Raw genomic sequence first — 15,108 nt, forward strand, 5'->3', positions numbered from 1 at the left:
AACCCCAACCAGGAGCCACGATGTCATTCTTCGAGCAGGATAGTCCGTTCTCCACCGTCATGTCGCGGATCGGCGACCTCGGCATGGTCAACATCGCCTGGGTGGTGTGCAGCCTGCCGGTCGTCACGATCGGCGCTTCCACCAGCGCCATGTACGAGGTGGTGCGCAGCCTGCACGAAGGCCATGACCAGCATGTGCTGCGCCAATTCGGGCATGCGTTCACCCGACGGCTGGGCACCTCGGTCGCGATGACGGCGATCGCCGCGGCTTTCCTCGCCCTGGTGGCCTTCAACCTCCGCTGGCTCACGCTGCCGCAGGCCTCGTCGGCCATGTCCGCCGTGGCGTACGGCGTCATCGTGTTCCTCGCCGCCGTGGTCCTGGCGGGCGCGGGATTCATCTTCCCCGCCATGTCGCGGAGCAAGCTGAGCCTGTGGCAGCAGATCCGCCAGTCCTTCCGCATCGCGGCCTTCCACCCGCTGACCGCCGTGGGGACGCTGGCGCTGAACCTCCTGCCATTCGCGATCACGGCGGTCATCCCCGGTGGTTTCGCGTTTGTGACGTTCTTCTACGGCCTGGTGCTCACCGCGGTGAGCGCGTACGCGATCGTCGCGATGATGCTCCGTGCGGGCATCATCGCGCTGCGTGACTGAGCGGACGTCGGTCAGCGTTCGACGCGGTCGAGGAACCGCACGTAGCCCTGCCGCGCGAACCGCAGGAAGTCGGGCCCCGTGGGATCCGTGGAAAGCGGCGTTCCATAGATGTTAGGTTCGCCGTGCCAGGAATTCGTCCAGGTGAGGTACCACAGCACACGCCGGGTGAGGTCGCTGGCGGCCGCGCCACGGTCGAGGAACCTCGTCCACGGATGCTCGGGCACGCCGGCCATCGCGTTGGGCGTGCCGATTTCGGTCATCGCCGCGGGCTTGCCGTGCGCCCGCGCGACCTTCGCCAGTTCCTCCAGCGAAAGCACGAATCCGGCGAACACCTCCTCGGGAGTGCCAGGATTGTCGTCGCGGCCGATGTCGATGTAATCGTCCAGGCCGAAGACATCCACCACATCGTCGCCGGGGTAGCCGCGCAGATAATCCGCGGCGAACGCCTGGCGGTCGGCCCGGATGCGGCTGCGGTCCGGTGAGATCGCGTACAGCACGTTGTGCACCTCGCAGCGGTCGCGCAGATACGCGACGGTGAAGCGCCACAAGGCGGCGAACTGATCGTCGGTGGCGTCCGCGTCCGGGCCGAACTGGCCCGTATGCCCGTCCCGCTGCGCGGCGGCGGCCTCCGCGGGGTCATCGTCCTGGCCGCCGATGCACCACCAGAACCAATCGCCGTTGTGCTCGTGGAACGGGCGGAAGACCACGGGGATGGCGTTCCCCTGGCTGTCCGTCAGCGAGCGCAGGAATCCGGCCACCGTGTCCAGCCAGCCGCACCACGTGCCGTGGCGGTCGCCGCCCGGCAGCACCACCGCCACCGAGCCGGGGTGCAGGTTCTCCCCATAGCCGCCGCCGGTGATCGGGTTGCGGGAATGCCAGCTGATCGTCACGATGCCGCCGCGCTCATGGTCGCGTCGGATCCATGCGCGCATCCGATCGAAATGCGCGGCGTCGCGTCCTGACGCCGCCGGGGCCTCGATGCCGCCCAGGTCGAAGCCGAACACCGCCGGGTAGGTACCGGTCGCCTCGCACACGTCGGAGTCCGTGCCCGGGGACCGTCTGATCTGTTCGTCCTCCTGATGGCCGAACATGGCGTACCGCCCTTCGGCCCGCCGCAGGCGCGCGGCCAGCGCGCGCCCGGCGGCGCACAGGTGCGGATCGGCGAATGTGATGGCATCCTGCATATCGGCTCCTTTGCCTCGATATGGTCTGTGTGGTCGGTATGGCCGGCGCGGCCGCCGGCCGGTTCCGGTCACTGGCCGGCGTGCACCGGCGCCGGCGCCGTGGAATCGCGCACGACGAGTTCGTACGGCTCCTCGTATTCGTTGCCGACGGTCTCGCCGTTGATCTGGCGCAGCAGCATCGGCACCACCTGCTTGCCGGCGGTGACGATGCTGCGGTGCAGCGCCGTCAGCCCCGGCGTGACGGTCTGGCACAGGAAGGAATCGTCCCATGCGATCATCGACAGCTGCTCCGGCACGGCGAACCCGCGTTCCGCCGCGACCTTCATGCTGGCGATGGCCATGCTGTCGCTGTCGTACACGATGGCGGTGGGCGGGTCGCCGAACGCCAGCAGCCGCGCCGTGCAGTCGGCGCCCTGTTCAGGCGAGTAGTCGGCGTGCAGGCAGTCATACCGCATGTCCATCGCCGAGGTCTCCTCGATGAAGGCGCGGTCGCGGCTGAAGGTGTGGCCGTAGCGTTCCGGGCCGGCCACGCGGGCGATATGCGTGTGCCCGAGCTCATGCAGGTAGTCGACGAGCAGGCGCGCGCCGCCGGCGTCGTCGCTGGTCAGCGTGGGCAGGCCGCCGGTCACCGACGGGTCGGCCATGGCGACGACCGGCATGCTGCGCGCGGAACGGTACAGTTCGATGCGCTTGTCGCCGATCTCCACATTGGTGATCACCACGCCGTCCACGCTGCCGTCCGCCAGCCATTCACGGTGGATCGACAGCATGTCGCCGCCCGTGGGAATGATGCGCAGCATCAGCGAATAGTCGTTCTTCTCCAGTTCGAAGCTCATGCCGGAGAGCAATGCCAGCGTCCAGGAGTCCACGGTCAGCGCCTCGGGACTGTAGGTCAGCGCCAGACCGATCGCGCGGCTGCTGGCGTTCGACAGGGCCTTGGCGGCGCTGTTGGGCCGCCATCCCAAGGTATCGGCGACTTTCAGCACCTTGTCGCGGGTTTTCTCGGAGACTCCGGGTTTGCCGTTCAAGGCATAGGAGACAGCGCTGCTCGACACGCCAGCGGCCTTGGCCACGTCGGTGATGGTGACTTTTGTCTTCGGCGCTGCCATGACGCCTCCTTGCCTGCGATGGGTATGAATTAAGCGCTTCCGTTGGTGACGTCAAGTGTAATGGAGCACGTCGTCAACGGAAGCGCCGCTCGGTCACGTCCCGTGTGCCATGACGGGACGTGACCAGCTCAGTCCCGGTTCCGCTTGAGGTCGTTGGCGCAGCGCATGACGTTCGGCGCGGCGAAGGCAGCCGGATCGCCGACGGTGCCGCAGGCGACGTGCCAGGTGACCGATTCGCCCGGCAGTAGGGTGGCCAGGCCGCCGTCGATGCGGGCGGCCGGGTCGACCTTGTCGACCATGCAGAACACGTCGCGGGCGTAGGCCCGGGCCGTCACGGTCAGCGCATAGCCGCCGTCCTCCGCGGCCACGTCCACCTCGATGGGGTCGGCCGTCAGCCGCTGGTCGATCACCTCGGCCGGGTTGTAGACCACGCGCGCGAATCCACTCGCCGGATCGGCCGGCGTGGCCACGAGGATCTCGTTGGCCGGGTCGCCGAATGCGGCCAGTTCCGCCGGCAGGTCGACGTCCCGGTGCCCGCACGGCCCCAATGCGACGTCGAACCGCGCCGTGGCCAGCGCCGTGCCGTCGAGGGCGCGCCGTTCCACCGTCCACGCGGTGGACACGGCCTCGCGCGTGTCGTTGAGCACGGCCAGCGCCAGGTGGTCGTACGTCGCGACCTCCACGCCCTCCCAGTTGTGGGCTTCGCGCGCTTCGTCGGAGATCCGGGGCTGGATCGTCGCCAGCCGCGGCGCGAAGAAGGCGCGGGACGCGTGCCACAGCGGCTTGCGGTGGCCGCCGTAGTCGACCGCCGCCCACGACACCACCGGCCAGTCGTCGTTGAGCTGCCAGATCAGCGCGCCGGCGTTCACCGGCTCGATCGAACGCATGTACTCCACGCCGAAGCGGATCGCCTGCGCCTGCTGCAGCTGGCAGGCCCAGTGCCAGTCCTCGATGTCGTCCCAGCGGTCGGTGGGGATGAGCCAGTCGCGCGTGCCGTCGGCGTGCATCGTCACGTCGTCGATCATGCCCGGCGTCAGGTGCGAACGCATGCCGCGCGCCAGCTTGATGTTGCCGCCCGAGGCCTTCTGGTGCACCAGCATCTGCGCACCGAACGGGTCGGGGACCTCGTCGTGCACGGCGCCGGTGAGCGTGCTCCACGCGGGCGGCGCCTGGTAGCCGAACTCGTCCGCGAACCGCGGCCGGTACGAGGCGTAGGTGCGGTAGTCGACGCGGTTCCACACATCCCAGATGTGCATGGTGCCGTCGGTGTCCAGGTTCGCCGCCGTGTACGGCGTGAAGCTCATCGGGGAGCTTTCCAGGTACACGCGCGTCGGGTCCAGCTCGGCGAGCAGGCGCGGGAACACCTCGCGGTAGTACGTTTCCCCCCACGGCTTCTGCCCGTAGCCGTATTCGCCGGCGGGCAGGTCGTCGGCGCGGACGGCCTGCTTGTTGCCGCCCCACTCGGCGTGGGCCACGTAGTTCTCGTTCGACCCGTTCCACACCACCAGGCTCGGATGGCAGGCCAGTCGGCTGATGTGCTCGCGCGCCTCGGCCTCGATCTGCGCCTTGGTGAACGCGTCCTCGTGGTAGGAGGCGCAGGCCAGCATGAAGTCCTGCCACACCATGACGCCGTGCTCGTCACACAGGTCGTACAGGTCGTCGGATTCGTAGATGCCGCCGCCCCAGATGCGCACCATGTTCGAGTTCGACTCGACCAGGTCGCGCACGCCGCGCTCGTAGTCGGCACGGCCGACACGGGCGATGTACGCGTCGTCCGGAATCCAGTTGTATCCGCGGCAGTGCACCGGCACGTCGTTGACGTAGATCTGGAACGGGCGGCCGATCTCGTCGGCGGCGGTGTCGACGCGCACCGTGCGGAAGCCGACGCGGCCGGACCACTCGGCCTGCGGCTGCGCGCCGGCCGGGCGCGCGGCCGGTGCACCGTCGGCTCCGGCGGTGACCGACGCGTCGACGGTCACGTCGTACAGCGGCTGGTCGCCGTAGCCGAGCGGCCACCACAGCGCGGCGTCCTCCACGTCCAGCGTGACCGTGGCGTGGGTCTCCCCCGGAGCGACCACCGCCGAGCCGATCACGTCGGCGCCATGGCCGCGGACGGCGGCGGTGACGGTCACCACGGTCTGGCGGCGGGCGTCGCCGACGGTCATCACGCGACCGGAGCCTTCGCGCTCGATCTCCACCTCGACGGTGAGCACGCCGTTGCCGTGGCGGTCCACGTCCACCAGCGGGCGGACCGCGGCGAAGCGCACGCCGGACCAGGATTCGATGCCGATCGGCCGCCAGATGCCGGCGTTGGCCACATCGATGCCCCAGTCCCAGCCGAAGCTGTACGAGGGTTTGCGCAGCTGGTTGAACGCGTGGTGCTCGGTGTGCGGCAGGTAGCCGAGCTCCTGCTCGCGGCGGTCGGATTCACGCACCGGGGAGGCGAACGCCACCTCCAGCGTGTTCGTGCCTTCGCGCAGCAGGCCGCGCACATCCCAGCGGTACGAGCGGTGGAAGTTCTCCACATGGCCGACCGGCCGGCCGTTGAGGCGCAGGTCCGCCACCGTGTCGAGGCCGCCGGCGACCAGGTCGTGCCGCGTCTGGCCGTCGTCCTGCCAATCGAACGTGCAGGCGTACTGCCAATCGATGTCGCCGATCCACTGCTGGTGGTTCTCGTTGTCGCCGTCGAACGGGTCCGCGATCAGTCCGGCGTCGAGCAGGGCGAGCGTGGCCTCGCCCGGCACCGCGGCCGGGATGCCGGTGGTGAGTGCGGCGCGCAGCTCCGCCGGCGCGGCCTCGGGATTGAGCGCGGTGAGCGTCCAGCCGGCGGCGAGAGGAACGAAGGTTCTGTTGGTCGAAGTCATGGGCAGGTCCTTTCACTCCTTGACAGCGCCCGCGGCGATGCCGTTGTAGATCTGCTTCTGGAAGACCAGGAAGAGGATCAGCATGGGCAGCAAGGTGATGATCACGCCGGCGCAGATCAGGTTGTACTGCGAGCCCATCGGGCCGGTGAACGAGTACAGCGCGATGGCGATGGTCTTGAGGTCGGCGTCCTGCAGGTACAGGTTCGAGGCGTAGTACTCGTTGTACACACCCACGCCCTTGAGGATCATGCAGGTGACGATGGCGGGTTTGAGCAGCGGCAGCAGGATCTTCGAGTACACGGTGAAGTAAGAGGCGCCGTCCACGATGGCGGACTCGTCCAGCGACACCGGGATGTTCTCGAAGAACTGGATGAACACGTAGATCGAGATGACGTCGGTGCCGCACATCATCAGGATGTAGCCCCACATGGTGTTCACCGCGCCGAAGTTCACCATCATCTTGTACAGCGCGACCTGCATGGCGATGCCGGGCAGCAGGGCCGCGACGGTGAACATGCCGCGGATGAAGCCGTTGCCGGGGAAAGTGAAGCGGGAGAGCACATACGCCAGCTGCGTGCCGATCAACGTGGTGACGACCAGCACCACCACGAGCACGATCAGCGAGTTGCGGAACGCCAGTCCCATGTTCGAGGTCTTGAAGGCCTGGACGTAGTTGTCGAAGTTGAACCAGTTCTTCGGCATCGTCATGACGGACGTGGACTGGTATTCCTGCTCGGTCTTGGCCGCGGTCACGAAGCAGCTGACCAGCGGCAGCAGCATCCAGAACGCGAAGAACACCAGCGAGAAATACTTCAGGAAGGAGAAGAACGCCAGCTTGGCCTTGTAGAAGGCCGAGCCGCCCGCCTTGATGCGACGGGCCCGGGGACGGGCCTTGGTCATTGCCGCGGTCATCATGCCACCGCCTTATCTGTCATGTCGTGCTGTGCCGACGGGCCGTTGCGGAAGATGGGCGCCGCCTTGGCGCTCACCCGGCGACGCCGGCGCTCGAGCTTGCGAGCCTGTTTCTTTGCCTTGGCGACGCCGTCGTCCGCATCCTTGAACACATAGTTGAAGAAGATCTGTTGCAACAGCGCGCAGATCAGGATGATCACCAGCAACACGATCGCCATGGCCGAGGCCAGGCCGACCTTCTGGCTGACGTGGGCGAGACGGTCCATGCGCACGAAATAGGTGGCGGTGCCGTTGGCACCGGTGGTGATGACGTACGGGCCCTCAAAGGCGGACAGCGAGCCGGTGATCGACAGGATGACGTTGAGCACCAGGATCGTGCGGATGCCGGGCAGGATGATGTGCCGGAACTGCTGGAACTTGTTCGCGCCGTCGATTTCCGCCGCCTCGTACAGGCTCTTGTCGATCGACATCATGGCGCCGATGAACAGGATGACGTTCTGCCCGAGGTAGCGCCAGACGGAGGCGCCGACCAGCGACCAGTTGTTGATCGACTGGTCCTTGAGCCAGTAGGGAAGGTTGTCGAGCTGGAATCCGCACCATTGCAGCACCGTGTCGAACACGTAGCCGCGCGTGTAGAAGAACTTGAAGATGAAGCCCACCGCGATGCCGTTGATCAGGTAGGGGAAGAAGTAGATGGCCTTGAAGCCGGCTCCGCCGCGGACCTTGAACGCCAGGATGCTGGACAGGTACAGGGCGATGCCGACCTGGATCAGGGCGCCCACCATGTAGTACAGGCTCAGCTTCAGCGACGACAACGTGTCCGGACGGGTGAACACGTCGACGTAGTTCTCGAGGCCGACGAATTCACGGGGCCCGATGTACTTCATCTTGTAGAAGCTGTAATCGATCATGCTCGCGAACGGCACATAGGTGAAGACCACGAGCAGTGTGACGGGGATGGCGCAGAAGGCCACGATGATGCCGGTCTTCCGCCAGTTCCTGGGTTGCTTGTTGACGGGGACCTCGGCGACGGATCCCGCATGCGATGCACTCATTGCTTCCCTCTTTCGGATGGATGATGATGGCAGAACACAGTGCGGACACCGGGGGCCTGGCCGGTCCGGCCGGCGTCCGCACCTGCGGGATCACTTCGTGACGGTGTCGTACTTGACCTCGACGCCTTCGTCCTCCAACGCCTGGTTCCACTTGCCGTTCCACTCGTCGACCATGTCCCAGTACGACATGTCCTTGTTGGCGGCGTGCTCGACGATGGCCTGGACGCGGGCGTCTCCGCCGGCGTTGATGGCCAGCTCGGAGTCGGAGTTGAGGTCGTTGAAGAGGTCCTCCTCGCCTTCGACGGCGGGCTTGTCCTCCAGGAACGTGACGTCCTTGAAGTCGGCGTAGGCGTCGGGCAGCTTGTCGTTCTCCGGCAGCTTGGAAACGGGCAGGCCGCCTTCGTTGTAGGAGAAGCCGGACTTGTCGGTCATCCACTTGACGAAGATCATCGCGGCTTCCTGCTTGTCCTTCGAGGAATCCTTGTTGATGCCGTACGCATAGTCGGGGGCGGAGGAGGTGTACTGCTTGCCGTCCACCGTGATCGGGAAGGGCATGTAGCGCACATCATCGGCATGCTCGCCGGCGCCCTTGATCTGGGAGACCGCCCAGGAGCCGAGGACCATCGTGGCGATCTCGCCATTGTTCATCTTGGTCTTGGAGCCCTCCCAGTCGGTGGTCGAATAATCGTCCTCGGTCAGGCCGTCCGCGACGGTGTCGTACAGGACCTTGTACACGTTGTACATATGGGTGCCGTCGCCGGGATCGGAGAACGGGTTCTTGGTGTGCAGCAGGTCGCGCGACATGTACGTGTCGGAGCCGGTGGCCGTGCCGCCCACATACGAATCCCAGGCGCCCATCGTCCATCCGGCGGCATAGTTGGTGTACAGCGGAATCGCGTTGGTCTTGGCCTTGACGGCCTTAAGCGCTTCATTAAACTCTTTCGGCGTCTTCGGCAGCTCGGTGACGCCGGCCTTGTCGAAGACCGCCTTGTTGTACACGATGCCCACGGCGTTGCCCGTGGAGGCGATGCCGTACACCTTGCCCTTGTAATGCTGGCCGTACACGTAGTGGATCTGGTCCTTGAGCTGGTCGACCGTGCCATAGGACAGGAAGTAGTTGCCGAGCTCCGAGGCGTCGACGGCCGGGATCATCATGATGTCGCCCCAGTCGCCGCCCTGCAGACGGGTCAGCGCGCTGTTGGCGTAGTCGGTGCCGGCTGTCACATCGACCTTGATGCCCGGGTACATCTTGTTGAATTCCGCGATGTACTGCTTCCACGTCGTGCCGTTGTAGTCGTCCTTCAACAGGTCGGTACGGTGCGAATACAGCTTGATCGTGGTCTTGATGTCCTTGCCGGTGGTGCCCAGCTCGATCTTGTCGTAGGTCAGGTCGGTCTGCTCGCCGCCATTGCTCTGTCCGCCCCCGCAGGCGGCCAGACCGATGGCGCACACTCCCGCGACAGCTGCCGCCGCGATCTTCTTCAGTGCCTTCATGGTGTTCCTTCCAACCAAGTGGATGCCGGGAGCTCCGTTGTTCTCCCGCCAACGTCCGACGCCTCAGCCATGAGCCGCCTTGCGATTCCCTCCAGGAGGCCTGCACGAGCAGGTCGCCTGTAAGTGAGCCCCAGTATATGTCAATGCTTGCAACATGTCAACCGCTTAAGTTCGACCCCGGTAAACAGCCGTTTGCATCGGCGTGTCGCCCTTCGCGACCCGGTTTTTCCACCTCTGGGCACCCCATTCTGGCGCGAAAATCGCTGAAACAATCAGTGGAACATCGCCCGGAATGGACGTGCCAACCAGGTTTGCCTCATGATTACTTAATCGGTTATGCTCAGCATTGACGCAACGCCGCACGGAGGAGAGCATATGGCCGACGCCCCTGCAGTTCCCCAAGGCACCCCTTGGTCCTTTGACGAATACATCGCCGCCTACCGCAGGCACGCGGGGCATCCGCTCGCCATCCTGCTCCGCTTCCTCGCCGGCAACGCCAAGGACCTGACCATCGCCATGTTCGGGCTGGTGGCCAAGCAATCACCGGTCTGGGTCATCCCCATCGTGACCCGCAACATCATCAACGTCGTCACCTATCCCGACCGGCATCACATCACCGAGCTGTGGCTCAACCTGTCCATCGGGCTGGGGTTCATCCTGCAGAACATCGTCACCAACTGGCTGTACGCCTACCATTTCGGCAAGGTCAACCGCACCATCGAGCAACGGCTGCGCGGCAGCCTCATCGTCAAGCTCCAGCATCTGTCCATACGCTTCCACAACGAGACCCAGACCGGACGGCTGCTGAGCAAGGTGATGCGCGACGTGGAGAACGTCGAGGTCCTGCTGGACCAGATGTTCCGCAGCCTGCCCCTGATCGTGCTCGACATCGCCATCGCCATCACCGTCACCGCCTTCGCCAGCCCGAAGGTGCTGCTGTTCTTCGTGTGCTCCGTACCGGTCGCCGTGCTTGCGATCTATGCCTTCCGCAAGCCCATCCGCGACTCGAACCATGACTTCCGCTCCCAGATGGAGCACACGCAGGCCGCTGTCGCGGAAATGTTGGAGATGATCCCCGTGACGCGCGCCCACGGCCTCCAGCAGGTCGAGATCGACCACATGGGGCGCCATCTGTCGCGCATCCGCGACACCGGCCTGCATCTGGACGTGATCAACGGACTGTTCGGCGCGACCAGCTGGGTCGTGTTCCAGGCGTTCCAGCTCGGCTGCCTGGCCTTCACCTCCTGGCTGGCTCTGACCGGGCAGATCCAGATCGGCGACGTGGTGCTGTTCCAGACCTATTTCGCACAGATCGTCAACGGCATCTCCGGCCTCATCAACCTGTATCCCGTGCTCACGCGCGGCATCGAATCCGTCAGCTCCATCGGCGAGATCCTGCAGGAAACCGACGTGGAGTGCAACGCCAGGAAGGTCGAGCCCAACGAGATCAAGGGCGACGTCGAGTTCCGGTCGGTCGATTTCCGCTACAGCCCGGACTACCCGTGGGTGCTGCGCGACTACTCGCTCACTGTGCCGGCCGGGCAATCGGTCGCGCTGGTCGGCGACTCCGGCTCGGGAAAGTCCACGTTGCTCAACCTGCTCATCGGCTTCGCCGAACCCGAGGCCGGCCAGGTGCTGGTCGACGGCGTGGACCTCAGCACCATCGACCTGGACGCCTACCGTCGCCAGATTGCCGTCGTGCCGCAGAACACCATCCTGTTCTCCGGCACGCTGCGCGACAACATCACCTACGGTCTGGCCGACGTGGACGATGCGGAGGTGGACCGCGTGATCCGCGAAGTCGGTCTCGAGGACGTGGTCGATGCGCTGCCGGAAGGAGTGGACACTCCCCTGGGCGAGCACGGCGGCACCTTGTCCGGCGGGCAGCGCCAGCGCATCGCCATCGCGCGGGCGCTCATCCGGCGCCCACGCATCATCATCTTCAACGAAGCGACCAGCGCGCTCGACTCGGTGTCCGAGAAGCAGGTGCAGCAGGCCACCGAACGGATGATGAGCCAGTGCACGACGTTCCTCGTCGCCCACCGGCTCTCGACCATCCGAAACGCGGACCGCATCGTGGTCATGGAGCATGGGCGCATCGTGGAGGAAGGCACATACGACGAGCTCATGGCGAAGCGCGGGAAGTTCTTCGCGCTGAAGAAGCTGCAGGAGTAGTCCCGGTCGGCACGCACGGTCAGCGCACACGCCGGATCCGGAGTATTGCTGTCGGAACGTTCGGATTGCGGTCGTCAGGAAGGCGCATCTGCGTTCGCTGGGGCGCCACCCCCTCCCCGATCAATCCCCTCCCGCGGAAGACGCAATCCCCTTCAATACCGCAAACGCCGGCCCGCCGGCACTAGCCGACGGACCGGCGTCACGCGCCGAGGCCACACTCACTTCGCCTTCGCCTTAGCCTTCGCCTTAGCCTTCGCCTTGGCCTCGCCCTCGGGGAAGATGATCTTGAGGATCGGGAAGTAGATCACCATCTGCACATCGCCGTTGACCACGGTGATGAGCACGTTGTACACGGCCGGCGGCACCAGGCCCTTGAGCCACGGCACGTACAGCCCCATGAGGAAGCTGCATGCCACGGTGATGAGCACGAAGGCGATCACGTACCACATGATCTGGTACCACACGTTGCCGTGCGACTTGAACGTGACGTTGCGCTGCATCGGGAAGTTGATGCACTGCGCCACGAACAGCGTGATCGCGAACGCCACGAAGTACCCCATGCCGCCGGTTTCGTCGCCGGTGACCGGGTAGTCGAACACGTAGGTGCCCACCGGGCCGATGGCGATGTGCCCGATCTGCGCGGGGATGCTGCACCAGTCGGTGAAGCGGTGGATCAGCCCGGGCAGGAAGGTGAGCATGAGGTACTGCAGCACCGTGACGAACAGCGAGAACGCGTAGAACATGACGAACTGCGCGACGAGCTTGTGCTCGGCCGAGAACCGTTGCCACCACGCGCCCAGCGCCGAGGTGGGCGCCCCGCCTTGGGATGCCGCCTGCTCGGCGATGGACGACGGGGCGTCGGCCGCGGCGTCAGCGGGATGTCGGGACATGAAGGACTCCTTGGATACGTTGGGTGCGATGGATACGTTGGATGCGATAGACCCGTTGGGCGCCCGCGATGGGCGCCCGCGTGGATGATGGGCGCGATGGCCGGGGCGATGGCCGCGCTCAGTCGATGGTCACGGCGGCCGTCAGGCCGCGCGCCTCCTCGGTGACGGTGAGCGCCGCGCCGGCGCCGACGGCCCCGCCGCCGCCGACGCGCATGACGGCCAGCGCCTCGCCGTAGTAGGTGTCGGTCTCCCGGTGACGAAGCTGCCCGGGTTGTACGGCGCGGCGCAGCCGAAGCCGAGCAGCTCGCCGCCCGTCACCGATGAGACGCGCAGCATGCCGCGTTCCAGCGGCTTGGTCACGCCGTCGGCGTCGGTGTAGCGCACGCGCACGAAGGCCAGGTCACGGCCGCGATACTCGACCTCGGCGCGCAGTTCGGTGGTCTCCCCGGCGGAGCGCAGCGAGCGGCGGCCGATCTCGCGGCCGGCGCCGTCGTAGGCCACGGCGGTGATCTCGCGGCCGTTCACCAGTGAGCGACGGCTACGGTTCCAGAGTCACGCGGAGGACGGCCGGCGGCAACGCCGGCGGCGCAAGCGGCGCGTTTCGCGCCATGAACGACATCGCCGACCCGGGATCAGGCGGGCAACGGCAGCACCACGTTGAGACGGAACACCCCATTGTCGGCGCGCGCGGACAGTGCGCCACCGTAGCGCTCGGCCACCATGCGCATCGAGCGCATGCCGAAGCCGTGGTACCGCGGCCTTGACCGTGACCGGCAGGCCTTCGTGGAAGCGCAGTTCGCCGGCGTACGGGTTCTCGATGTGCACGACCACCATGCCCTTGCGTTCGGCCACCTTCATGCGGATCCACCGGCGCGAGGGGTCACCGAGCCGTTCCACGGCCTCCATGGCGTTGTCGACCGCGTTGCCGAACAGCGAGTAGATGTCGCCCGGCTTCATGAAGGCGAGCTTCGCGCCGTCGATGATCCGGTCGAACTGGATGCCGTGCTGCTCGCAGATCAGCGACCGGTTCGGCAGCAGCACGTCCAGCGTCTCGTCGCCGGTGCGCACGGTGGCGTCGTAGATGCCGGCCAGTGAGGTCAGCCCGTCGATCTCCTCCTGGGGGATGCGCCCGCCCAACGTGGCGAGACGCTTCTTCAAGTCGTGCGTCTTGACGTTGATCAGGTCGATCGTGGCCTTGTCGCTGTCGAACTTGGCCTTCTGCTGGTTCATGAGCTGGCGCATCATCGCGGTGTCGCGCTCGGCGGACTCATGCTCCACGATCTCGCGCAGCAGGGCGAGCAGGAACACGCAGTTGAGCAGGTCGAACACGGCGAAGGTCAGGAAGGTGCGCGGCGCGGAGTGTTGCAGGCCGGATCCGTTGACGATCGTGGTGAACACGTTGATGCACAGCATCACGCCGATGACCATGAGCAGGAAGCGCCGGCGCAGCACCTGGTCGACGTTCCTTCCGCGCAGCGGACGCACGAACAGCAGGTATCCCACCGCATACGCCGGCACCAGCGCGGCCGCATAGGCGGCGTTGACGGCAAGGTACACCGTGCCCGCCGGATCCGGGATTCCCATGGCCACGCCGGCGCCCATGCGGGCCAGGTCGGCGATGCGGTAGGCGAAATGCTGCAGCGCCGTCGCCTCGGCCAGCAGGAACAGCGCCTGCGGCGCCGTGGTCCGCAGGCACAGGCCCAGGGCCACGCCGTACAGGGCGTAGCACACCATGCAGCGCAGAATCAGCAACGGCGTGGTGGCGGGAACCAGCATGCCCCACAGCTGCGAAATGACGAGCATCCCAGCCACGCACGCCGCCACGCGCAGGGCGAAGCGCGGCTTGCGCGGCGCACGGAACGCGGTCAACGCCGAGGCGACGATCAGCTCCAGCACCAGGCCGTTGATGTCGAGGAACGCGATCAGCCCATCCATGGCACCGCCTCCCAGCTCCGGCACACGGCGGCGGCGTCACCGCACATGCTCGTCCCCCAGTCCCTCGGCGAGCCCCTGCAGGAACTCCTTGCGGAACGCGCGCCCGATGGGCAGCACGTCGCCGCCAGTTCGCGCAGCGCGCCCGACCCGGTGACCACGCCGGTCTCCGCATGGAACTCCAGGTTGTGCCCGCGCACCTCCACGTAGGCGATGTCGCGCAGCAGCACGCGCTGCGAGCCGCCCCGCCGCGCGATGACCACCGCGTCGGAATCCGCCTCGCACAGCTTGACCGCGCGGGCCATCTTGCGCTCGAAATCGGCGTAGGCAAAGGGTTTGATGATGTAGTCGAGCGCGTCCACCTCATAGCCCTTGGCCGCGAACTGCGCCATATTCGTCACGAACACGAGCACGACGCGCTGGTCGAGGGCGCGCAGGCGATGGGCGGCTTCCAGGCCGTCCATGTTCGGCATCTCGATGTCCATGCACCAGGTCCCAGACGGGACGGTAAGGGTCGAGGAAGGCCGTGGGGTCCGCGAACGCCGTCACGTCGAACTGCACGCCGTGCTCGCGCCCGTACCGCTCCAGGCATGCCCATAGACGGTCCGCGGCAATCTGCTCGTCCTCGACCAGAGCCACCGTCAGCATCGATGCCACCCCTTTCGTGTCCCGTTGCCCGCATCGTAGCGTCATCCTAGCATCGGCGCTAGGGCGTGGCGGGTCTCGGGTTTCCCTTCCCAGGGTCGGTCGGATCCATATGCCGGATTCACAGACGTGGGTGTCGCATCCGTTTACCGGGTTCAACAGATGCGACAGTATCCCGGGGAACAGTGTCGCATCCGT

General features: G+C 66.2%; 12 protein-coding genes. 2 read left to right on the forward strand and 10 right to left on the reverse strand.

Annotated elements, in window-relative coordinates; translation table 11 throughout:
* Positions 1–20 precede the first annotated feature (20 nt).
* On the forward strand, positions 21–650 hold the full coding sequence (locus H7U32_RS04215) for a DUF624 domain-containing protein (RefSeq protein WP_204468363.1): 630 nt from the start codon (positions 21–23) through the stop codon (positions 648–650).
* A gap of 11 nt (positions 651–661) precedes the next feature.
* On the opposite strand, the gene H7U32_RS04220 is transcribed toward H7U32_RS04215, so the two are convergent.
* The 6 genes from H7U32_RS04220 to H7U32_RS04245 all read right to left on the reverse strand — a co-directional run bounded on the left by H7U32_RS04220 (position 662) and on the right by H7U32_RS04245 (position 9,268).
* Positions 662–1,834 carry a glycoside hydrolase family 26 protein gene (locus H7U32_RS04220; protein ID WP_204468365.1) on the reverse strand — a complete coding sequence of 391 codons (1,173 nt, stop codon included), beginning with the start codon at positions 1,832–1,834 and terminating at the stop codon, positions 662–664.
* Between the two features lie 68 nt (positions 1,835–1,902).
* Positions 1,903–2,943 (reverse strand): LacI family DNA-binding transcriptional regulator, encoded by a 1,041-nt coding sequence (locus tag H7U32_RS04225; protein ID WP_204468366.1) that lies wholly within the window; start codon positions 2,941–2,943, stop codon positions 1,903–1,905.
* A 128-nt stretch (positions 2,944–3,071) separates the two neighbouring features.
* Positions 3,072–5,807: a glycoside hydrolase family 2 protein gene (locus H7U32_RS04230; protein WP_204468368.1), complete on the reverse strand. Its 2,736-nt coding sequence runs from the start codon at positions 5,805–5,807 to the stop codon at positions 3,072–3,074.
* Positions 5,808–5,819: 12 nt separating this feature from the next.
* Positions 5,820–6,722, reverse strand: a complete 903-nt coding sequence (locus tag H7U32_RS04235; RefSeq protein ID WP_239457492.1) for a carbohydrate ABC transporter permease — start codon at positions 6,720–6,722, stop codon at positions 5,820–5,822.
* The gene (locus H7U32_RS04240) at positions 6,719–7,774 is read right to left on the reverse strand and encodes a carbohydrate ABC transporter permease (RefSeq protein ID WP_204468370.1); all 1,056 of its coding nucleotides are present in this window, start codon (positions 7,772–7,774) and stop codon (positions 6,719–6,721) included. Before H7U32_RS04240 ends, H7U32_RS04235 begins: the two co-directional genes overlap by 4 nt.
* A gap of 90 nt (positions 7,775–7,864) precedes the next feature.
* Positions 7,865–9,268 carry an ABC transporter substrate-binding protein gene (locus H7U32_RS04245; RefSeq protein ID WP_204468371.1) on the reverse strand — a complete coding sequence of 468 codons (1,404 nt, stop codon included), beginning with the start codon at positions 9,266–9,268 and terminating at the stop codon, positions 7,865–7,867.
* A 375-nt stretch (positions 9,269–9,643) separates the two neighbouring features.
* Here H7U32_RS04245 and H7U32_RS04250 point away from each other — a divergent pair, with 375 nt between their 5' ends.
* Positions 9,644–11,443: an ABC transporter ATP-binding protein gene (locus H7U32_RS04250; RefSeq protein ID WP_204468373.1), complete on the forward strand. Its 1,800-nt coding sequence runs from the start codon at positions 9,644–9,646 to the stop codon at positions 11,441–11,443.
* Positions 11,444–11,661: 218 nt separating this feature from the next.
* Here H7U32_RS04250 and H7U32_RS04255 read toward each other — a convergent pair whose 3' ends face one another.
* The 4 genes from H7U32_RS04255 to H7U32_RS04270 all read right to left on the reverse strand — a co-directional run bounded on the left by H7U32_RS04255 (position 11,662) and on the right by H7U32_RS04270 (position 14,750).
* Complete coding sequence (locus H7U32_RS04255) at positions 11,662–12,333, reverse strand: hypothetical protein (protein ID WP_239457493.1); 672 nt, start codon at positions 12,331–12,333, stop codon at positions 11,662–11,664.
* A 141-nt stretch (positions 12,334–12,474) separates the two neighbouring features.
* The gene (locus tag H7U32_RS04260; protein ID WP_239457494.1) at positions 12,475–12,858 is read right to left on the reverse strand and encodes a hypothetical protein; all 384 of its coding nucleotides are present in this window, start codon (positions 12,856–12,858) and stop codon (positions 12,475–12,477) included.
* Positions 12,859–12,885: 27 nt separating this feature from the next.
* The gene (locus tag H7U32_RS04265; RefSeq protein ID WP_204468375.1) at positions 12,886–14,268 is read right to left on the reverse strand and encodes an ATP-binding protein; all 1,383 of its coding nucleotides are present in this window, start codon (positions 14,266–14,268) and stop codon (positions 12,886–12,888) included.
* Positions 14,256–14,750 (reverse strand): LytR/AlgR family response regulator transcription factor, encoded by a 495-nt coding sequence (locus H7U32_RS04270; RefSeq protein WP_239457495.1) that lies wholly within the window; start codon positions 14,748–14,750, stop codon positions 14,256–14,258. The genes H7U32_RS04265 and H7U32_RS04270 overlap by 13 nt, the downstream gene beginning before the upstream one ends.
* Positions 14,751–15,108: the final 358 nt, after the last annotated feature.

This window comes from Bifidobacterium pullorum subsp. saeculare, assembly GCF_016899725.1.
Classification (GTDB): domain Bacteria; phylum Actinomycetota; class Actinomycetes; order Actinomycetales; family Bifidobacteriaceae; genus Bifidobacterium; species Bifidobacterium pullorum_C.

Excerpts from the sequence above, each read along its gene's own strand:
- H7U32_RS04240 (WP_204468370.1), bottom strand. The coding sequence starts at position 7,774 with ATGAGTGCATCGCATGCGGGATCCGTCGCCGAGGTCCCCGTCAACAAG.
- H7U32_RS04270 (WP_239457495.1), bottom strand. The coding sequence starts at position 14,750 with ATGGACATCGAGATGCCGAACATGGACGGCCTGGAAGCCGCCCATCGC.
- H7U32_RS04245 (WP_204468371.1), bottom strand. The coding sequence starts at position 9,268 with ATGAAGGCACTGAAGAAGATCGCGGCGGCAGCTGTCGCGGGAGTGTGC.
- H7U32_RS04215 (WP_204468363.1), top strand. The coding sequence starts at position 21 with ATGTCATTCTTCGAGCAGGATAGTCCGTTCTCCACCGTCATGTCGCGG.
- H7U32_RS04265 (WP_204468375.1), bottom strand. The coding sequence starts at position 14,268 with ATGGATGGGCTGATCGCGTTCCTCGACATCAACGGCCTGGTGCTGGAG.
- H7U32_RS04255 (WP_239457493.1), bottom strand. The coding sequence starts at position 12,333 with ATGTCCCGACATCCCGCTGACGCCGCGGCCGACGCCCCGTCGTCCATC.
- H7U32_RS04235 (WP_239457492.1), bottom strand. The coding sequence starts at position 6,722 with ATGATGACCGCGGCAATGACCAAGGCCCGTCCCCGGGCCCGTCGCATC.
- H7U32_RS04230 (WP_204468368.1), bottom strand. The coding sequence starts at position 5,807 with ATGACTTCGACCAACAGAACCTTCGTTCCTCTCGCCGCCGGCTGGACG.
- H7U32_RS04220 (WP_204468365.1), bottom strand. The coding sequence starts at position 1,834 with ATGCAGGATGCCATCACATTCGCCGATCCGCACCTGTGCGCCGCCGGG.
- H7U32_RS04250 (WP_204468373.1), top strand. The coding sequence starts at position 9,644 with ATGGCCGACGCCCCTGCAGTTCCCCAAGGCACCCCTTGGTCCTTTGAC.
- H7U32_RS04225 (WP_204468366.1), bottom strand. The coding sequence starts at position 2,943 with ATGGCAGCGCCGAAGACAAAAGTCACCATCACCGACGTGGCCAAGGCC.